General features: G+C 37.6%; 19 protein-coding genes. All 19 read right to left on the bottom strand.

Features of this window, described 5'->3' with window-relative positions; genetic code table 11:
* Nucleotides 1-46 precede the first annotated feature (46 nt).
* The 19 genes from ACK4M9_RS03135 to tenA all read right to left on the bottom strand — a co-directional run bounded on the left by ACK4M9_RS03135 (nucleotide 47) and on the right by tenA (nucleotide 20892).
* The gene (locus ACK4M9_RS03135) at nucleotides 47-1357 is read right to left on the bottom strand and encodes an ATP-binding protein (RefSeq protein ID WP_409847885.1); all 1311 of its coding nucleotides are present in this window, start codon (nucleotides 1355-1357) and stop codon (nucleotides 47-49) included.
* 334 nt (nucleotides 1358-1691) lie between these two features.
* Nucleotides 1692-2621 (bottom strand): TraB/GumN family protein, encoded by a 930-nt coding sequence (locus ACK4M9_RS03130; RefSeq protein WP_409847883.1) that lies wholly within the window; start codon nucleotides 2619-2621, stop codon nucleotides 1692-1694.
* Between the two features lie 69 nt (nucleotides 2622-2690).
* Nucleotides 2691-4913 carry an AAA domain-containing protein gene (locus tag ACK4M9_RS03125; protein WP_409847881.1) on the bottom strand — a complete coding sequence of 741 codons (2223 nt, stop codon included), beginning with the start codon at nucleotides 4911-4913 and terminating at the stop codon, nucleotides 2691-2693.
* Between the two features lie 180 nt (nucleotides 4914-5093).
* The gene (locus ACK4M9_RS03120; protein ID WP_409847878.1) at nucleotides 5094-6056 is read right to left on the bottom strand and encodes a DUF4097 family beta strand repeat-containing protein; all 963 of its coding nucleotides are present in this window, start codon (nucleotides 6054-6056) and stop codon (nucleotides 5094-5096) included.
* 99 nt (nucleotides 6057-6155) lie between these two features.
* Nucleotides 6156-7499, bottom strand: coding sequence for a Na+/H+ antiporter NhaC family protein (locus ACK4M9_RS03115; RefSeq protein ID WP_409847876.1), 1344 nt, complete (start codon nucleotides 7497-7499; stop codon nucleotides 6156-6158).
* A gap of 271 nt (nucleotides 7500-7770) precedes the next feature.
* Nucleotides 7771-9168 carry a LysM peptidoglycan-binding domain-containing protein gene (locus ACK4M9_RS03110; RefSeq protein WP_409847873.1) on the bottom strand — a complete coding sequence of 466 codons (1398 nt, stop codon included), beginning with the start codon at nucleotides 9166-9168 and terminating at the stop codon, nucleotides 7771-7773.
* A 138-nt stretch (nucleotides 9169-9306) separates the two neighbouring features.
* Nucleotides 9307-9927, bottom strand: a complete 621-nt coding sequence (locus ACK4M9_RS03105; protein WP_409847870.1) for a hypothetical protein — start codon at nucleotides 9925-9927, stop codon at nucleotides 9307-9309.
* A 228-nt stretch (nucleotides 9928-10155) separates the two neighbouring features.
* The gene (locus ACK4M9_RS03100) at nucleotides 10156-11139 is read right to left on the bottom strand and encodes an ABC transporter permease (protein WP_409847867.1); all 984 of its coding nucleotides are present in this window, start codon (nucleotides 11137-11139) and stop codon (nucleotides 10156-10158) included.
* Entirely contained in the window at nucleotides 11132-12043 is a 912-nt protein-coding gene (locus tag ACK4M9_RS03095; RefSeq protein WP_409847865.1) for an ABC transporter ATP-binding protein, read from the bottom strand. Before ACK4M9_RS03095 ends, ACK4M9_RS03100 begins: the two co-directional genes overlap by 8 nt.
* The gene (locus ACK4M9_RS03090) at nucleotides 12036-12854 is read right to left on the bottom strand and encodes a GDSL-type esterase/lipase family protein (protein WP_409847862.1); all 819 of its coding nucleotides are present in this window, start codon (nucleotides 12852-12854) and stop codon (nucleotides 12036-12038) included. The genes ACK4M9_RS03095 and ACK4M9_RS03090 overlap by 8 nt, the downstream gene beginning before the upstream one ends.
* Nucleotides 12855-13023: 169 nt before the next feature.
* Nucleotides 13024-13455, bottom strand: coding sequence for a PaaI family thioesterase (locus tag ACK4M9_RS03085; RefSeq protein ID WP_409847860.1), 432 nt, complete (start codon nucleotides 13453-13455; stop codon nucleotides 13024-13026).
* Between the two features lie 89 nt (nucleotides 13456-13544).
* Complete coding sequence (locus ACK4M9_RS03080; RefSeq protein ID WP_409847857.1) at nucleotides 13545-13889, bottom strand: hypothetical protein; 345 nt, start codon at nucleotides 13887-13889, stop codon at nucleotides 13545-13547.
* A 241-nt stretch (nucleotides 13890-14130) separates the two neighbouring features.
* Nucleotides 14131-14379, bottom strand: a complete 249-nt coding sequence (locus ACK4M9_RS03075; protein WP_409848275.1) for a hypothetical protein — start codon at nucleotides 14377-14379, stop codon at nucleotides 14131-14133.
* Between the two features lie 238 nt (nucleotides 14380-14617).
* A complete protein-coding gene (locus ACK4M9_RS03070) occupies nucleotides 14618-15907 on the bottom strand; it encodes a LysM peptidoglycan-binding domain-containing protein (protein WP_409847855.1) in 1290 nt (429 codons plus the stop codon).
* 110 nt (nucleotides 15908-16017) lie between these two features.
* Complete coding sequence (locus ACK4M9_RS03065) at nucleotides 16018-17412, bottom strand: diguanylate cyclase domain-containing protein (RefSeq protein WP_409847852.1); 1395 nt, start codon at nucleotides 17410-17412, stop codon at nucleotides 16018-16020.
* Nucleotides 17413-17719: 307 nt separating this feature from the next.
* Nucleotides 17720-18715, bottom strand: coding sequence for an ABC transporter substrate-binding protein (locus ACK4M9_RS03060; protein WP_409847849.1), 996 nt, complete (start codon nucleotides 18713-18715; stop codon nucleotides 17720-17722).
* Nucleotides 18712-19464, bottom strand: coding sequence for an ABC transporter permease (locus ACK4M9_RS03055; RefSeq protein ID WP_409847846.1), 753 nt, complete (start codon nucleotides 19462-19464; stop codon nucleotides 18712-18714). Before ACK4M9_RS03055 ends, ACK4M9_RS03060 begins: the two co-directional genes overlap by 4 nt.
* Nucleotides 19461-20225 carry an ABC transporter ATP-binding protein gene (locus tag ACK4M9_RS03050; RefSeq protein WP_409847843.1) on the bottom strand — a complete coding sequence of 255 codons (765 nt, stop codon included), beginning with the start codon at nucleotides 20223-20225 and terminating at the stop codon, nucleotides 19461-19463. The genes ACK4M9_RS03055 and ACK4M9_RS03050 overlap by 4 nt, the downstream gene beginning before the upstream one ends.
* Nucleotides 20218-20892 (bottom strand): thiaminase II, encoded by a 675-nt coding sequence (tenA, locus tag ACK4M9_RS03045; protein ID WP_409847841.1) that lies wholly within the window; start codon nucleotides 20890-20892, stop codon nucleotides 20218-20220. Before tenA ends, ACK4M9_RS03050 begins: the two co-directional genes overlap by 8 nt.
* Nucleotides 20893-20894: the final 2 nt, after the last annotated feature.

Genomic DNA, 20894 nt, shown 5'->3' with positions numbered 1-20894 from the left:
GTATAAAATAAAAAAACAGAAGCTACAAAGAGTGTAGCCCCCGTTCTTAGTTTAAGAGTTTGAGGGTTTTATTAGATTTAACAGACCTACTATCTATTTTTACTTTCGGAACAATTATTTTAAAGGTTGTCCCTTCCCCTACTACACTTTCAACAGCGATTTCCCCACCCATGACTTTAATGATACTAAACACAACCATTGTTCCAAGGCCAGTTCCCTTTTCTTTTGTTGAATAATAGGGAGTTCCTAATCTATCTAGCTGCTCGTGATCCATCCCACTTCCCGTATCCTCAATAATGACAATAGCACTTGTTTCTGTTTCTGCTAATTTAATTGTCAGTTCACCACCGTCATTCATGGCCTCAATGCCATTTTTAGCGAGATTGATTACGGCTTGGTGAAATTTTTGGCGTTCACCTAATATGTAAATGAGCTCACTTTTCTCAATGTTAATGTTTACGTTAGACATTGTTGCAAAAGGTGCTAAAACATTGACTATATAGTCTAGCTCTTTATTAACTTCGAGCATTTCTATGTTTTCTAATGAAGGTTTTGCGAACGTTAAATAATCCGTAATGATTTCCTCTGCCCTCTCTAGTTCTTCCAAAGACAATGTAATATACATGTTCTTCTTTTTTTCTGAAATCCCTCTTTCCTTGAGCAGTTGCAAAAATCCCTTTGTCACTGTCAATGGATTTCGTACCTCATGAGAAATACTAGCTGCAATCTCACTAACAATTTTTAGCTTCTCAAGTTTATTGAGCTCATTTAATAAAAGCCGATCTTTCCGAGTATTTTCGATAAAGGTAATAAAAAGAAGAGCTCCGAAGAATTGGGCAACAAACATTAATACTAAAGTCATTTCTCCTGTAACTGAAAGCTTAATATTTAGGCCGTACATGATCGTTCTGAAGATGATGATCCAAATAATTGAAACACCAATGGCTATTAATAATCTATCCTTTAAATTTTGCGACTTTGAAAATTTAGGAATGATAAACCACAATATACAGTATAGCGTTGAATACAAAATCATGTTTGCGTAAAACCCAATATCAAACCCCAAATAAAATCTGTAAACGATCGCGACAACTACTAAGAAAAACGCAACACGGCGCCCACAATATAATGCACCAACCATTAAAGGAAGCAATCTAAGATCTAGAATAATCCCAGGAGTAGGTGACAACGTAAAAGTCATACATAATATAATTGAGATTCCAGAAATGATACTTAAGAAAATTTCATTGGAGATTAGATTAATCCTTTTTTCAACATAACGGTGATAGACAAAAAATAATAGAAAGACAAATGATAAATTCAAAAGAAATCTTTCAAGCTCTATAATTAAACTCACGATTGCTAACTCCAATTCATATCAAATTAAAAGTCATTCTAATTAGAACATACTGAAGTCTGAAATTTATGTCAATTATCTATTCAAATACTGATGCTCCGATATTTGATAATTAAAACTACTAATATTATAAAGATAGAAACGCGTGTATCTAGAAGTTTTTTCCTTATAGCTAAATATACCTACACCCTATGACACAACATATTCACAATTATTCTTTTAAGCATTTACGGCTTTATAGGTAAAGTAAAAAGAAGCGCCCCTATCACTGACAATGCCCAAATACCTAATAGGATTTTGGCTGACAAAAGTGAAGGGGTAGCTTCTTTTTCGTTTATTCAATACCAATTTTTACATCATACCCTCGTGACTCTAGTAAATCGACAATACTATTTTCACCGACTAAATGGAGTGCTCCAACGACCACAAAATACGTTTCAGATTTTCCATTTGTTAAGAAGTCCTCAATTTTTGCCGTCATTTTAAGATCGCGTTCATCTGTCAAAGCTGTAAAATAGTCGCGCATATCTTGACTATCATCTTCTATAATTCGTAATTCAGAAAGACCAGTTATGTCGCCAGCAATCCACATTTCTATTAATTCAGCAATTTTCGCTTGGTTTTCTTCTTGCTCTAGCAAAGTTGCTCGTAATGCCTTTTCTTGCGATTCAGGTGATAAAATTGTATACAGTTCTAATTGCTGTTTAATCGTTTCTAAACTAATAATCTCTTTATTGTCTTCTACTGCTTTATCAAGAAAATATTGGTCAACACCTAACTCTAAAGCAAAACCGGCTTTTTCTAAAATGACCGACTCTAGCATATCGGAAACGAGCCAAGGTTTAAACATCGTTACGCCATTCTCTTGTAAACCAAGTTCACTTATCGAATTAAGCAATTCCTCGTATAGGTCTGCTGAAATATGATCTTCAATGGTTGAACCGTCGCTATAAAGCCCAATTTCCGTAACTAGCTGCATCATTTCTGCTGGATTTAAATCGTTAATGTTTATTTCTACCGCCAAATGGTCAGCTGAGTCAAATGCCGACTCAATCTTTTCGTGGAGTGGATACATGGTAGGAAGCCCAATGTGAACGGAGCCAAATAAATAAACAGTAGTATCTTCATGCGTTACTTCGTAAAATACTCCCTTTGAGCCAACAACAGCCTCTGCTGGAATTTGCTCGTTTGTTTTTTCAGTACAACCTAGTAAACTAAAAATCAAGATCGAGAGTAGTGCAAATATTCCTAACGTTTTCTTCAAAATATAAATCCTCCTGGTCTAATTTTTTTGTCACAATTAGTAGTACGTTGAGGAAATAAATAAGTTTCATTAAATTGGTAATTGAGTTAAAAATTGCGTGACGAACTTTTCTGACTCGAGTCTTGCTGCGACAAAAGGCGGATAACTGTTTCTCGCTCCCTCTAACGGAAGACCAAGCCAAAAAATATCATCATCAACAATGACAAATGGAAATGATAGTTCTTCTTCGATATAGGTGAATTTTTTATTTATTATCAATTGTTTAGAAATTAGCGTTATCGCTACTTGATCAGCTATCGTTGCTAAGACATCGAGCCATTCGCTCGTTAACGTTGTATTTATTGGTAAGGAGATTTTGATTGATCGCTTTGCTGCTTTAAAATCTGAAAAAACTTGATCTAATTTCAAGGCGTGGATCCATTTCAGCTTAGGGTGTTGATGTTTAATCCACGCTCCAATCTGCTGGTGCGTAATGACCTGATCGTTTTGTTCTTGATGCTCAACTAATTTGCGGATTGTGTTGCCTTTATTCACTGTGTTTTTTAAGTAAATTCGATTACTAACCTGGATGAACTTCCCTCTTGTTCTCGTTATCGCTACATTAACAAGACGCTCACTATCTTTCCCCATTAAAAGCATGCTTGGTCGATCGAGTGGGTAGCTGTCGACGGTATCAAAAATCATCACGTCTCGTTCACTTCCTTGAAATCGATGGACTGTCGCTGATATGATATCGGCAACTTTCTGCTCTTCTTCATAGAGACTTTGGAGAAGCTGTTCCATCAGCAAGCTTTGCGCGCGAAATGGTGTGACATAACCAATCGATTTCGCCCCTCCTGTAAAAGCTTCGTGAATGAGTTGAAACGATAGGAAAAGCTGCCATACGTTCAATCTTGATTTTGAGTTTCTTTCCTGAATGCAATGTTCTCCGGTAAAACTTGTATCAACTAATATGGATGCTAGATTAGGAAACGGCGCTTGGGCGACGAGATCATTTCGTTTCGTTTTCATACTTGGATGATCATAAACTTTTGCTTCGTATATATGTTGATTTGTAAAAGCTGAAATTTGAGGATGCATCCGCCGCTGCTCTTTTAGTAACATTAAATGTGGATGTAAGCTGCCTTGTTTCATCGCATCAACAACTCCAGCACGATGAAAAATATCTTCCTTTAACCATTTATCAACTAGAGAGTGGCGCGCAGAAGCAATTGGTGGCAGTTGTTTAAAGTCACCAGAGACAATCACCCGCTTGGCTAACGTTGCAGCAAAAGCAGTTTGCGGAACATAAGCCATACTTGCTTCGTCAATTATGACAATGTCAAACTCTTTTTCATAAATTGCGGCGTCCGTTGCTGCCTTTGCTAGCGTTGTGCCAACAATTTTTGCCTCCTTTAAATAATGTAGTTCCTTTAAGCGAACTTTTTCAAGGATTGTTGCTAGCTTTTTTTCTATCGCTAGAAGGCTTTCACTATCTCGTTTACTAAATGAAAGCGATAAATCAACTTTTAGTAGACGTTTTTCCTCGGAGATGCTTTCTTTTTCATTTGCCAATTTCGGCTCTCGTTTTTCTAATAGAGTTTGTGTTGTAACAGCCTTTTCACTTGAGTACTTTGATCCAGATCCATAACGAAACACATCCCCCTCCTGAAAACGCCCTTTTTTTGTTAAAAAATGGACAATCTCGAGAAGCAATACATCGACAGCTTGATTACTATGAGACAAGAGCAGAACTCGTTTCCCTTGAAAATACTTGTTTGCGGCCACACGAGCTAATGTATGTGTTTTTCCTGTTCCAGGAGGACCCCAGACAAATGTGGCCGGATTATATTTCGACCGATAAAATAGTTCATGAAAATTAGTTTTATTTTTTTCTATCGGATGTTTTGCTGGCATTGTCGGCTCTAGTAGTTGTTGAATACGATTTCGTTTTCGTTTACTTTTTTTAATCTCGTTCAAACGGAGAATAAGCTCTTCTAATAGTTCCCACGGGTCGTGCATTAAGATCGCTTCTTGAATAACATCGCCCAACGACAGTTCCAATGAAACCAGCAAGCTTCTTCCTTCTGATGACAGTATTTTGCCATCAAGCTTTTGATTACCGACCTGTAGCCGAACTTTCGAGCTTACTGGGATTGATATTTGCATAGACGTTTCAAAATAATAGGTAATGATAGTATTAGTAGTAGAGACCAAATGTCCGTTTCGGACGGCATATTTTGTACTTCCATATTTCTTAAGATGAATGATTTCAATGGATAGTGCTTCCTGCCATTCTTCGATGTAATTCATTCACACTCTTCCTTTTAGTAAGATAAAGACGAGGCTATCCCAATTGAAAAGCATCAGTCACCCTGCATACTTCAAATAGATGATGTACAAACGTACAGTCTATATAGAGTAACATCAAGTGTGCTGATACTTTTGGGACAGCCTCGCACTGTATTATATTAATATAACATATTTCGCGACTCAGTTTAAGTTAAAGCTCCCGGATGACGTACGAACTTTGATTTCATAATCTCCGGAACCGACTTTTCCGTAAACCTCGTTATTTGATTTTTCCTCGAAGACTAATCCAGTAAGGTTAACAGTTCCTTTGCCCGAACTACCTTTAAAATCAACAATCGCTGATGAAGTAGCAGGAATGTTTATAGCAACGCGGCCACTTGATGTAGATACATTAATGTTACCAGCTAATTGCTTTTGATCGATGTTGATACTTCCTGAACTTGCAGCTGCATTGATTGTTCCGACACACTCGATCAATTCAATTCTCCCTGAAGAAGTAGCGACATTCAACGTTTCAGCAACAACACTGTCTAAATTAATTGAACCACTACTTGCGCTTGCACTTACCGACTTTGTCTGACTATTTGAGACCGCAATCCGACCGCTAGAACTTTGTACAGTGATGTCCTTTTCAGCAATAATGTCAGATAGGTTGATACTACCAGAACTAGAATTTACTGCGAAGCTTTTAGCCTCTAAATCTCCAATGGAGACTTTTCCTGAAGATGTTTGAATACTAATTGAGTCATAGACTTTTTCGGGAATATAAACTTCAAGCTTTGTGTTCATGGTCACTACTCCAAAAATATTCTTAATCGTTTCGCTTTTTCTTTTTACATTGACCGTTAATTTATCACGACTTGTGTCTACGTCTAATGAAAATGAGTTTCTTAGTTTACTACTCACCGATCCGGTTAACTCAATTGTAATTTCGTCACGATCTGTTGGGATGAGATAAACTCCAGCCGATGAAGCGCTAATGTCGATGGATGTAATTTTTTCCCCTTCGACAACTTGAGTTTCATTAATATTTTCAGTACTACCAGAAAAGAAGTTAAATACAGGTTGATTTGTAGAATTAAAAACTAAAGCGATGATACCTATTGCAACAAGCGCTAAACCAAGTAAAGCTCCTTTATTCATGGTTATTTCCTCCCTTTGCTTTTTTTATATAAGAAAATGATGTTGCGTTCCTCTCTATGTATTCATTGTAGGTTATTTAGCTGTTTCCCATAATCAACCTTAGATATATTTTCCACTAAGTCTTAAGGCGTAGGGAGACTTGTAAGAGTAACTGACGGCGATCGTCATGACTGGTCCGATCCAAAGGAATGCAGCAAATAACGCATAGTCTAATGTAGATACACCGATGGCTGCAGCGGACATATTCCACGGAACCAAACCTGATGTGACAAGCGCAGAATCGCAAACAACTCTACCTAGCTCTTCTTTCTTAAAACCTGCTTCTAACCATGTATCTTTTAGTGACCGGCCTGTAAGCATGACAGGAAATGCTTGGTTACAACCAACTATTGCAAAGATAATTGCAATGACGACGGTCCGCGCCGTAAAGTTTGTGAGGCTATAGGCTTTTTCAAACATTTTTTTCATAAATACTTTAAATAGTTGTGTCTTGTCTAAAATTCCGTTCATCATGCTAGCGAGCGATATAAAAATAAATAATTGCCACATCGTTATAAACCCGCCACCTCTTAAAATCGCTTCTAGTCCTTCACTTGAATGGTGATAACCTAATGCTAAGTTTTGCAAAAGTTGTAGAGTAGGCAATTTTTGAAAAATCACCGCTAACAAAACGCCACTTATGACTCCCAATCCTAATGAGTAAATCGTTCGGATCTTTAAAAGGATACTCCCAAATAGCACTGCAATTGGAAGCAATGTTAGGATTGAAATTTGAAAGTGTTCTTGTAGTAAAGCAGTTACAGGTATATGACCAGTTATGTTTTCTGGGTGAATAAAAAAACCGATTACAAAATAAAAAATTGCTGAGAATACCAACATTAATATTGTTGTCGGGATCATTTTTTTGAATAAGTGTTTTGGATCCACTTCGACGGAATTAGCTGCTAAGTGGAACGCGGATGACAATGGTGAACAACGGTCGCCTACAAATGCTCCCGAAACAAGTGCCCCAGCTACTAGCGTAGTTGGAACTTGCGCTGTGATCGCAACACCAATTATGATAATTCCAAGTGAACCTAGCGTACCGATGGCGGTTCCTAAAACGAAAGATGTTAAAGCGGCAATCGCAAAAGCAAACAATACGATCCAAGAAGGTTCAATCCAATTAACGATATAGAAAATCATCGTTGGTACAGTGCCACTCATAATCCATGCCGGAATGAGTAACGAGATTAAACCTAAAATATATAACACAGGCTTAATTCGTTTGAGACCGTCAACACTTGCAAGAAGAATATCGAGGAAGGTAAACCCTTTATGATACACAAACAGAATGACGAGTGATAAAGCCACAGCAAAACCAATCACTAAGGGAATTTGAAAGATTGCAGCAAACGCAAGGCTAATGACTATAAATAAAAAGGTGAAAATAGCGTCTTTCAATGAAAACCCCTCCGATAGTTTCATAGATACTAACAATAATAAACGTCTAATTAGACTAGTCAACATGAACTAAATCGAGTTTACAGTACAATCTTTCTCAAGCTCACTTTTTAAATTCAGTTTAACATAAAATGTAAACTCTGCTTATAGAAAAATAAAAGCAAGATTGTCTCATAAGTGACAGTTCATTTCAGGGACGATAGATAATCTTGCCTGAAATGCTGTTACTTCTTTTGGGACAAGCTTGCTCAAAGTATACGTTATTTATTTTTTAAAACGCAAATACGTGATTGCCTATGATCGTAGAAACAGTTCGGCTTCTCACCCATTGATCGTTCGTTTTACTTGGATTATAAAAAAATAACGAACCGTTAGTCGGATCCTCACCTGCTAAGGCACGGCGCGCGGCCTCATAATTGGTTGCATTTGGGGTTGCCCGATCAAACTCACCGTTGCCTACTGGACTAAACTGAAAGTGTCCATGGCTACGCTCGAAGATTACTTCTTGTACCGTATTTGGAAATTCACGATGCTTAACACGATTTAAGATAACTGCTGCAACAGCAATTTGGCCATCTAGCGATTCCCCTCTTGCCTCAGCAAAAATGATTTTTGCCAACAAATCTAATTCTGCTTGGTTGATTGGTGTTTGAACTTGTGTTGTTGGAGCTTGGCGAACCTCCCCGCTTGTTGGAAGTATTAATACTTGTCCAACTCGTATTAAATCGGTCGTTAATTGATTACTTCTTCTAATCGCATCAACGGTGGTACCATTTCTAGCAGCTATTTGTGAAAGAGTGTCACCAGCAACAACGATATAAGTAGTTGTTGTAGTTGGTGCAGTTGTTTGTGTAGATGGTGGTTGAGTAGATGTAACTGTGCCGTTTGATGGAATGACTAACGCTTGACCAATCCGTAAAAAATCTGATGTAAGGTTATTTCTAGTTTTTATTGCATCTACGGTAGTTCCATACCGCTTCGCTATTGCAGACAACGTATCACCTGACACAACGGTATAATTTGTTTGTTGAGTTAGTTGCGTTTGTTGAGTTGGAGTTGTTGTTGTCTGGCCATTTGGAATCGTTAATGATTGACCAATCCGTAAAAAATCAGACGTTAAATTATTCGCTTGTTTGATCGCGTCAACGCTTGTACCAAAACGTTGCGAAAGCCGGAATAAAGTATCACCGGATACAACAACATAGTTTGTTTGTTGTGTCGCGGTTTGAACTGTCCCGTTAGGAATCGTTAGTGTTTGCCCGACTCGAATGAGATCCGATGTAAGGTTGTTGCTTGTTCGGATTGCATTAACTGTCGTATGAAACCTTGCCGCGATTTGTGATAGCGTATCTCCAGCTACAACAGTGTATGTACGGGCAACAGTTTGTTGGGTCGTGTTAGTTGAGGCCGCTTCAGCCTTAGGAGTAAGATTAATGAACCCTAATGTTGTAATAAGAATTGTTCCTGCAACTATTTTAATTACTTTTACTTTTAAATTTGGCAGATGACTTTTCGTATAGCTAATGGCTGCTTCTTCAAGACTTTTTTGCTGCATAGGACTTTTAGTTGCTAATTCTGCTGAGAACTCAGTCGTGTTTTCGTTAAGATATAAAACAATCTCATAGCCATCTTTTGTTGGTGTTAACCGATAGTGTGAAAATGCCTCCATTTTCATCCCTCCTTCTCGGTTAATATCCCCAACAACATCAATTTTTAGGAGGGGATTTTTATTAAACAGAAAAAAAGTGATTAGCCCTAAGGCTGACCACTTTTTAAAAAGACCATGAATTTTTGCTTCTGTTGTTAATTATAATAGTCCACCTATATCAAGATCTAACCCGTCTCCACCTTCGATTGCTTCTTCATAGCCGTCAAAAACATGGAGCACAACAAAGCTTGAAGCGATAAAAGCATAATGATAGCCATTGACAACTAATTGGCGGTTTCTTGTTAAAGATATTTTGTACTTGTTTTTTAAATCTCCGCGTTCGACAAGCTCTTCTGAGACGATGCGTGCCCCATGATGGATGGCACTTTCCTCGACTACGTTCATAATGAAGGCTTCTTCTTGGCTTGGATTTTCCCCCTCAAGAAAAGCACTCCTAGATATGAGCATCATCCCATCTGAAATGATACAATCTGCTCCTTTACGGACTCTTGTATACGTAAATTCTCCGGATGTCTTATCGCGAAAGCCAATCACACAATGAAAATATTCTTCTTCTTCATCAACAATATCAAAAAAGCTTGTGCGCTTTATTGGTTCATTTGGATCAAACCCAATCATACGATCGAGAATGGACCGCTTTCTTTGCCCGTTGTCACGGCTTACTTCAAGCTCCCATTCTGTTTTACCTATTTGAAAAAGAAGCATTCCGTCTGGGTACTTGACTAGAGGTGTTTTTTGTAAAACTGTTAACTCTGACATGCAAACCCCACCTTTGTCGTTTTTCTAAGACAATTATATTATACAACATTATGTTAGCTCAAAAAGTCGCATGCCAAAAATTTGCAGAAAAACTGCTTATAGCAAAGGAAACCTGGGTGCGACAATTGTTTAAAGAAACATTTGTCCTCCTCAGGTTGACTTTTGCCGTTTTTTGTCCATTTAGGGTACCAGGCACTATAGGGTGAAACCTATAGGTGCCAGGCACTTCTAGTAAACGTCTCTTCGAACGAAGGTTGTAAATGAAACAACCACAGCGGCTAAGCCCCAAAGCAATAAAATTGAAAAGGAAAATAATAAGGACATCCCTTCAATTGGTGGTGATGAGCCGTTTAAATAACTGATTAAGTTTAAGTTTACCATAAAGAGATATTTCGAAGACTCCCACGATGAAACCATCGTGCTTAGGATTGTCCCTGAAATGAGACAAGCTAACATAATCCCCATTCCAGCGGCTGTGCTTCTGATCAGTACCGATAACATAAACGAAAGTGTCCCAACGATTAAGGTCACAAACCAAGCTAAGCCGAATGCCATTAAAATGTACTGCCATTGTGGCAGGAGTGTAACATTTGCACTATTTAACATACCTGCATCTGTTTGAAACCCCATTAAAACAGGTGCCGTCCAGCCCTGATAACCGAAGACAAGTCCAGAAATTAAGAATGATAACGCACCAAAGATGAAAAGAACCAACGAAACAGTTAACACTAAGGTAATATATTTACTTAATAATACTTTCCACCGTTTTATCGGTCTCGTTAAAAGGATCTTTACCGTTCCTAAACTATATTCAGAGGAGACAAGGTCCGCTGCAATAATCATAATTAATAGTGGTAATAATAAATGGACCGCACTTTCTAAAAACCGACGCACAAATGTTGGCGCTCCAGGTTCAAGTGGATTAATATCGTGATCTAAGTAGTATTGTTGCTGTTGAATTCGTATTTCTAATTGCTGGCGCCATTCTTCAGAGGTGATCCGATTACTATCTAAGCGGTTTTTCGTGTCAGCTATTTGTAATTCCATTGTCGTTCGCCAATCACTCGTATTGAAGCGTTCCATTGTCCGCTCGGCTTCTTTATATTGGGCGTACGTAAACAGCGAAATTAAACCAGCAATAATAAGGGTAATTACGATTAGTTTCTTCTTACTCATCAGCTTTAGTAACTCATTTTGGACTAAACTAATCAATACTTTCCCCTCCTGTTAATTGCAAAAATAAATCTTCTAGCGCAGGAACTTTCCTCGACATTTCTTTAACGGTAATCCCGTTTTCTACTAGTCTTCGATTCCAATCGCCAACCTCATTATCAAAATAAGGAGTTAAAATCGTATCGCCCTCTAACTCAATAGTCACTCCTAACTGAGAAAAAACAGCTACTGCTTCTTCAACCTGATCAACACGCCATAACAGCTGCTCTTGTTGTGACAATAACGAACGAACTTCCCCAACTTGAAGAACTGCGCCTCTTGAAATTATCGCAACACGATCACACATTAGTTGAATTTCACTCAATAAGTGACTAGAAACAAAGACACTTAAGCCTTCACTCTCAGCTAAATACTTCACCAATTCACGCATTTCTCTAATTCCTGATGGATCCAAGCCATTTGTTGGCTCGTCTAAAATTAATATTTTCGGGTTACCTAGAAGAGCTTGAGCGATTCCTAGGCGTTGTTTCATCCCTAACGAATACGTATTGACTTTATCATGTATTCTAGCTGTCAAGCCAACGAGCTGAACAACCTCTAGTAATCTAGTATCTTTAACTCCACTCATCATTCCTGAAAGAAGTTTCAAATTTTCCCATCCAGTTAAATATGGATAAAGCTCAGGATTTTCGACAATACATCCTAAGTTCGACATTGCCCTTGTAAAATTTTTTTGAATATCAAAGCCACATATTTCAATACAACCTGCTGTTGGTCTAATTAAGCCAACAATCATTCGAATTGTTGTCGTTTTCCCTGAACCATTCGGTCCTAGAAATCCAAACACTTCTCCTTGTTTTAATTCAAAATCTATCCCTTTAATGATTTCTTTGCCTTTAATTGTTTTTCGCAATCCTTTAACGGCTAACGTTACTTCACTCACGATCATCACCACCCCAAGGAATAAGTGAGGCAATTCTCATTGCCATTTGCTGATAGCCGTCCGCACTCGGATGAAAACGGTCATGAGACAAATACGTTTCTAAATTGTATTGAAAAAGATCATAGGTTGGTACGAACACAGTCTTGTTAAACTTAGCAATTTCTAATGCCGTTTGGTGGTTCCAGTCGATAATGACCTTCGTCGTAATTTCAGCGTTCGGTAACTCTGCAAAGGGATGATACAACCCACTAAAATATATCGTTGCTTCTTTGTTTAGTTGACGAATTTCAGCTAGGATTTGATTTAAATTGCTGAGATATTGTTGCTCTAATAAGGTAATTTCTTCTAAGTTCAACTCAACGAGTGTCTGGCCGCCTTGAAAAAGGTCATTACCACCAATCGTGACAAGGATTAAATCAGCAATAGTTAATTGCTGCTGGACTTGTTCCTGCTGCAATACTTTTACTAGACCGTCAGAAGTCAGTCCATTAATGGCCAAGTTTTCTAAAATTACAGCTTCAGTTGACCGTTCGTTCAGCTGATCGATAATATTTCCGACATAGCCTTTTCCTTCAACATCTCCAGCTCCAACAGTTAGGGAATCTCCTAATGCAACGACATGATACCCGGTTTTCACAGGTTCAATACTAGGCTCCTCTTTTGTGTCTTCGATTTGTAATTGTACTGGTTGGCTCACTGCTGTAGCTCCTTTATTAAAATAATTGTTAAAGGTCATCCCTAACCCAATCATCCATAGAAAACATAAGAAACATGCAAAAATCCCTATGAATTGTACCCATCTAACTTTCAATAGAGTAACCTCCCCTTAATTGATTACTACAACTATATCATTTCAATGTGAACCTAATATGAACAGTCTTTGAGAAACACAAAAAAAGGGTTGTCCAATCTGTGTCAGTCCCTTTGTAAACCACGTATATGTGGGACTAACACATAGATATTGGCCTACCCCTGTGTGATTATTCACCTATTGAGTAAAAGGTTCCTGTTACTTTTGCTAATAGTCGATGTTGATCATCATTAATCGTACATTCAACAAACTGAATTTGGTTTCCCTTTTTCAAAAAGTATGCTTCTGCATGTAATGACCCTGTTTTTGCCGATCGTAAAAATTGGGTTTTTAACTCTAACGATACGCCAGGTCGATCAGCAAATGCAGCGCATAAATGCCCCATCGCAGTATCAGCAATATAGGAAATAATTCCGCCATGAATGTAGCCCAAAGGATTGTACATCATTTCAGAAATAGGTGCCTGAATACGAACAACTTTCTGTTCTTCGTCATATTCAAAGTCAAAATCTAATAATGAATACAAAAATAATTGCCCTGTGCCTTCCTCATGTGTGTTCAATGCATGTTCAAACTGTTCTCTTAGTTTCGTTTTGTCCATGATTACCCGCCTTTTTGGAAAAAATCATTTTTTGCGTCATCTTCAAATTATTTTTACCATAAAGAACAAAAAAAAGCACTAAGATAAACTTAGTACTCGTTAAAAGACGATTCCTCTTCATTTTTAATTCGTTGAACGTCATCATACCAATAGTCCAGTACTTTCGCATCTAATACTTTATTACGTACGTAGCCTGCTTGTTTTTCAGTTAATAAGTATTCCCAATCGACGTCAAGTTCTGTAGAAAGCTTTACAATCGTAAGTAGTTCTTGCCAAGCAACATAACGCTTATACCAGAAAAACTGAGGTTGTTCACTCATGTAAGGATATAATGTATCAAATTCAGTATGCTTACAATCGATCGTTCGTTCAAACTGGGTGATCGCTTCTGAAATTTTCTTCTCAAAAAATGACTTTAAATTAACTTCACTCATTTTTTTCCCTCCAGAACTGAACAAGATTTGGTAATACTTTGTAAAGTGTACCATAAAATTGCAAAAACATGCATTAATTATTTCTACATATTTATGAACAATGACTTTATCAACTACCATGGAAAAGTTTTAGGTTATTAGCTAAGTGATATCAAACTGCTAGCAATTTGATATGAAAGAAAACCTTTGATTATATCTTGTGTCAAAAAGCAATAAAAAAACCAAGCGTTTGCTCGGTTCGTTAAACAATTTGTTCCTCATCAGTTTCGCTCAATAGTAATTGACGCTTACTTGGAGTTTGAGTTAATTGATTTTTCTTTAATAAATATTGTAGGTGTTGTATTGGCATTGAACCATGACCGTTTTTCCCGTTAAGAGTAAATTGCACGATGCTTCCGGTATGTCTAATCACAGTTAATGCATCAGCAAAGTTAAAATTTTGTTTTACATGTTCAGAAATTTTATATTCAGTTCCAACTTCAATTTTCATCACTATACTCCTTTTTTATCATCTGATGCTATTATTCCAAAACTGAAAAAGAATATACATGATTTTCCTAGTATTAAAAAAATGATTTCGATTTGGTACGATAAAAAGGCTTTCCGAATAGTAAAGTATTAGTCACCCCACATACTATAAATAGACTTCTTACAAAATACATTTCTATGTATAGTATGAATTTGAGGTAGTCTGATACTTACGGGAAAGCCTTTTCTCTACATTTCTATTATCTTTTCACTACATTAAAATTTGCATCGATTAACAGCCAATTTTGAGGGAATGGTAAACCTAATTTCCAATAGCTAACACCGCGAAGGCCTAAGCGCTTGACAAGGTCAAATTTTGCCTGAATTGATCTGGCATCTTCAAACCAAACTTTGTGGCTTCGCCCTTGTTCATCAACATAGTCAAAATGAGGTGCTTGTGCTTGGAAATCGTATTGAATGGGAACATTGTATTGTTTGGCTAGCTCAATCGCTTGTTGTGGGCTTACTGCCCGAGCGTATTCGCCACCCGGGACAAAAGGTAATGTCCAATCATAGCCGTACAGGTTTTGGCCCATCATAATTTTCGAAGCTGGCATTTCTGTTAAAGCATATTGAATGACATCCTCGACAGGACCAATCGGAGACACCGCCATCGGTGGACCACCAGAATACCCCCACTCATATGTCATCAGGACAACAAAGTCGACGATTTCGCCATGCGCGCGGTAATCGTGTGCTTCATACCATTGACCAGGCTGATCTCTTCTTGTTTTCGGCGCTAACGCACTAGAGATGAGTAAACCTTCTGCCCGTAACCTTTCAGCTGCTCTTCGTAGGAAGTTATTGTAAGCCACTCGTTGATCCCCAGGCAAAAATTCAAAATCAAAATGGACATCGGTGAAGCGACCAACTCGTCTTGTTTCAGCAATGATATTATCTAAAAGTAACTCTTGAACAGCGCTGCTTTGTAAAATATCTCTTCCTAAATCACCGCTAAATTGGCCACCTTCTAGGTTTGTAACAACCATCATCAGTGAAGCACCGGTCTCTCTCGCCACTTCTGGAATCCCTTGTAGTGGTTGAGCCTTCAATGTTCCATCTCTTCTTACCTCATAGCTAAAAGGAGCTAAGTAAGTTAAATAGGGACCTGCTTGACGGGCCTCAGCTAACAAAGTCGGACTAACGGTCGTTCCTCTAGGCTCAATATAAGCATTTGTTTCAGCAGAAGTTTTTGGTTGTGGCGGAATGTACAATCTTAAACCAATCGCTAATGGACTATTTGGATCAATTTGGTTTACTTGTGCCAAAGTTAAGTAATTAATGCCAAACCTTTGACCAATGGCCCATAAATTATCCCCTGGTTGAACCCAATAGAAACTACCAATAATCGGGATCACCAGCGTCTGCCCTATTGCCAACCTTTCTTGTTCAGGTATTTGGTTAGCTGCTACTATATTTTGTACAGTAGAGTTGTAAGCACGAGCAATTTGCCAGAGTGTATCCCCTGATTGAACGACATGTATTTGCACTTTTTATCCCCTCTCATCTTCGTTTAAACTCTTTTATAAGTTTATGACTGCTATAAGGGATATGTGCCTAGATATTTAGAAAAACAAAAGGTTTTTCTTGCTAAAGATAACTAATTAACGTTTTTCTCGATATCCTCATAAAAACAAAAGTCATTTTTGCCTTGTTTCTTAACACGATACATGGCAAAATCAGCTCTTTTGATCATTTCATTTAAATCGTCATTTTTATCAGAATAACGGTAGATTCCAATACTCGTCGTAATGTCGATTTCATTGTTTTCAATAGCGTATGGTGTTGCTAACGTCGTTTTAATCCGTTTCGCAATTGTCGTTACTTGAAGCACAGTCACTCCCGAAATAACGACGACAAATTCATCACCAGAGATTCTTGAGATAATATGCTTTTCTCTAATACAATTTTTTAATCTCTTGGCGACAATCTGTAATAATTGGTCTCCTAAAACATGACCAAATGTATCGTTAATCGCTTTAAATTCGTCGAGATCAATAAAAATTAAAAAGACTTTTTCCTCATTCTCAGCGAGTAATGAAGCAAAATCAGTTTGTAATTTTGATCGATTAGGTAAGCCTGTTAATTGATCGTGGTAGGCTAAATATGTAATTTCTTCTTCGCGTTCTTTTCTTTCCGTTATATCAACAAGGATCCCTTCAACCTTTTGTACCGGTGCACCTTCTTCTACAACCATCGGAATATACCGACATTGCACCCAGTGAATTTGATTAGTAGGTAGGATTATTCGATATTCTACCGTATGTACTTTTCCAGAAATAAAATGTTGCTTTATGTTCTCAACCACTCCTAAATCATCTGGATGAATATACTGACTCCATAGCACTCCGGACTTAGAAAAATAATCAGTAGGAAGTTGTGAAAATACTCTCTTTCCGGAAGTTAAGCTAAGTTTTTGAGAACACATATCATAAGAAAATGTCACAATATTTGAACTATCTAGAATGAAATTTAGTTTATCTTTGCTTTGTTTTGCTTCAACATATAAATGACTAACGAATTTTGTGAAAAACAAAAGAAAAACAGTGATAAACAGACCAAATAAAACTAAAAAACTTAAATCTATTAAATCTGCGCCGAGAAAGATCTCTTCACGAAATTGAAAAAAGGCATAGACGGTAAGTAAAATTGATAAACATCCAGCAAAAATAGTGACACGATAATTTTGATAGATAGCACTAATGATAAGACCTACCCACATGAATATATAGTTGACGAGGTATGGATGACCATCGAGCAGAAAATAAAAATAAACAAAGATCATAAAGATTGAAAACCACATTGTAAAGCGCCTCATCTTTTGTTTCCAGATCAGTACACCAATAATAGCGAAGAAAACAAATCCTATTGGAGGAAATAATACAGAAAAACCTAGTGATATGACACTAAAAACCATATTAAATATGTAATAGCCAAATAGTAATCGAAATAAAATGATATTCCGTTTGTGGGTAAGAGTTACATTTTGTTCCATGACAAATTCCTTTCGTTTGAAAACTCCAAAACTAGTAAATGTTATGAAAATAATGACTTCCTACTATATTACTACATGGATTTCGCAAAACATGTCGAAATATGGAGAGATTGAAATTAAAAAAGAAGCTGGGACATAACAAAGTATCAGATACCGCCTGGCACCGAATATAGACATATGATAAATCTGTACGTCTATATTCAGTAACTCCCGTGTGGTGTCTAACACTTTTGTCCCAACCTCTTCTAGTTTTTAATGTAGAGATTGCAAACGTAAAGATTCTTTCAATAAGCGTGACTGGATTTTTTTATTCCACGATGTTGATAAAAATCTCCTCTAACGCTGGTTCTTTCTTAATCAAATCGAACTCAACCATCCAGTCAATCGTTTCTTGCCATGATGATGCGTCTTGGCTACCAAAGCCCTCTGCTGACTCCATTTTTGGTAATAATATTTCTAAGCTTTGTTTTTCGACTTCTTCAATTAATGCGAAGTTAGCCTTGTCTTGGTTATTTAACAAAATGGTTAGCGCTTCATCAGGGTTAGCTTTCATAAATTCATACCCTTTTGTCGCAGCTCGCCAAAAGGCTTTAATATCTTCTTCTCTTTCATTCCAGGTCTTATCATTCGTTACTAAAACTAGCTCATAAAAGCTAGGAACCCCGTAATCAACTGGATTAAAAAAGCGAGTTTCATAGCCTTTATGTTTTAGTACCGGGACCTCATGGTTAATATAAGCCCCGATCACTCCATCAACTCGACCACTGACGATCGAAGAACCTAACTCAAAACCAACATCAATCATCGTCACATTGTCAGGGTTTCCACCGTCGGTTTTCACCATTGTTTTTAATAACGCTTCGTTTAATGGGATTCCTGGAAAACCAATCGTTTTCCCTTCAAGATCTTTAGGAGTTTGAATTGGACTATCTTCTAATAAAACGACATGATTTAAAGGTGAGCGCACAATTGCACCAATCGCTTTAACAGGTACATCTTGATTTGCTCTAGCAATCACAACATCTGGTTGATAGGAAATTCCTAACGTAATTTGTCCTGCCGCTGCAAGATTTATTGGGTCTGTAGGGTTTGTCGGGAATTGAATATTTAGCTTAATTCCTTCGTCTTCAAAATAACCTTTTTCGATAGCTGCATACAAATAGCTATGTACAGCGTTTGGATACCAATCTAACATTAAATCAATTTCAGCTAATTCTTTCTTTCCAGACGTATCATTCTGGCCACAACCTGCCATTATAAAAATTAACGCAAACGTAATGAAAACGAATAATGCTTTTTTCACTCTATTTTCCTCCAATGTAATGTGATTTTTTCTAGTAAAACAACAAACAAAAACAAAGCAATTCCAATTGCTGATAATAAGACGATTGGCGCAAAAACACCTGCTCCATCAAATTGAGTCATCATCCTCCGACTAAAATAACCAAGACCACTTTGCGCGCCAAGCCATTCACCAATCGCAGCCCCGATGACACTTAATGTAACAGCAACCTTTAATCCTGAATAGAAAAAGGGTAAGGCTGTTGGAACGTTTAATTTTAAAAAGATATCACGTTTACTAGCGCCCATTGTTAATAGTAACTCTTTAAGATCTTTGTTAGTCGAACGGAGTCCATCAAACGTACTTACCGTAATCGGAAAAAACGTAATAATTAATGTGACGGCCACTTTGCTCCAAATCGAGTACCCGAACCAAAGGACAAAAATTGGCGCTAATGCAATAATTGGGATCGTTTGTGACGCAACAATAATTGGATAAAATGCCTTCTCGATCGTTTTGCTAAGATACATCCAAATGGCTATACCTACGCCTAAAATAATCGAGATTGTTAGCCCAGTTACAATAATTAACACTGTTGCCGGAAGATGGACGAGTAGCAACACTTCTTTTAATTCCCATAATTTCAAAGCTACTTGTATTGGTGTTGGTAAAATAAAGGTCATCCCAACTAGCATTGCAAGCACTTGCCAACCAATGAGAAAGATTAGTACTAATAGAAAAGGTGCAATTGAATGTTTTACATGTTTCATAAATTCACCTTCACCCGAAGTTGTTCAATTAGTTGCTCTTTAACTGCAATAACTGCTGGCGCGTGAATATCGCGAATTTTTCTTGGGCGAGATACGGGCACGTTCACTTCTACAAACTTTGTTACTGGTTGTTCCGTAAAGATAAAAATACGGTCTGATAAGAATAAGGCTTCATCGACATCATGGGTAATAAACAAAATCGACAGCTGCCACTTTTCCCATTGCGATAGTAACCACTCCTGCATCGAAAGTCTCGTAATCGCATCAAGCGAGCTAAACGGTTCATCGAGGAGTAAGACATTCGACCCACTTAATACCGTTCGTAAAAATGAAATTCGTTGCTTCATCCCACCTGATATTTGACTTGGATAGGAATGTTCGACCCCTTTTAAACCAAATTGGTCTAATAATTCGAGTACTTTTCCATAAGCCAACTGTTTTTTCATTCCTTTAATTTCAAGAGGCAACGCTGCATTTTCAAGGACGGTCCGCCACGGCATGAGCAAATCCTGTTGCGGCATATAGCCAACCTTTCCTAAACGATTAGTGTAGGCTTGGCCATTTATGAGTATGTTTCCTTCGCTCGTCTCTTCAAGACCAGTAATCAATTTAAAAATCGTACTTTTTCCTGAACCACTTGGCCCGATAATGCTAACGAACTCCCCTTCTTTAACGTCGAAGTTTAAGCCAGTTAGGATCGACTTGTTACTAGTTTCATAGGAAAAAGATACATCTTTAAACTGTAACGAAAACTTACTCATCAGTAGGCCACATTTGCAAATGATAAGACATGTCCCAGAACATATATTCATACCTTGTTGTGTTTAGGAAGATCTCTTCTAACCGCTGCAAATCTTTTTCTGGTAATCCGTCTGTTAAATTGTCAAGGAGTTCAATGCACCATAAAGCTAACTGGCCAAACTCCTCTGAGCTATACATTTTAATCCATTCTCCATAAAACTCGTGATCACTAGCACCAGGAATTTCATTTAGCTCTTTACCGATTTCCCAGTAGCTCCACATACAAGGAAGAATTGCCGCTACAAGATCTGCTAATGTACCATTTTGTCCAACATGTAACATATAGTGCGTATATGCCAAAGTTGTTGGTGACGGCTTTGCTGTTGCAAACTCTTCTTCGCTTACTCCGAATTTTTTCGCATATTGGCGGTGTAATGACATCTCCTCATTAAGAGTAGAATTTAGTAAACTAGCAAAACGTCCCATCGTTTCCACATCAGTAGCTTTTACAGCACCAAGCGCAAACAACTTCGCATAGTCAATTAAATATAAATAATCTTGAACCATAAAAAAACGAAACTTTTCTTTATCAAGAGTTCCATCACCAATTGCTTGAACAAACGGATGGGCATGATTTTTGCGCCAGATTGGCTGGAGTTCAGTATAAAGACGTTCACTAAATTTCATTA

Origin of the sequence: Anaerobacillus sp., from assembly GCF_046314235.1 — a bacterium.
GTDB lineage: Bacteria > Bacillota > Bacilli > Bacillales > Anaerobacillaceae > Anaerobacillus.
This window is presented reverse-complemented; position numbering and strand designations above follow the sequence as displayed.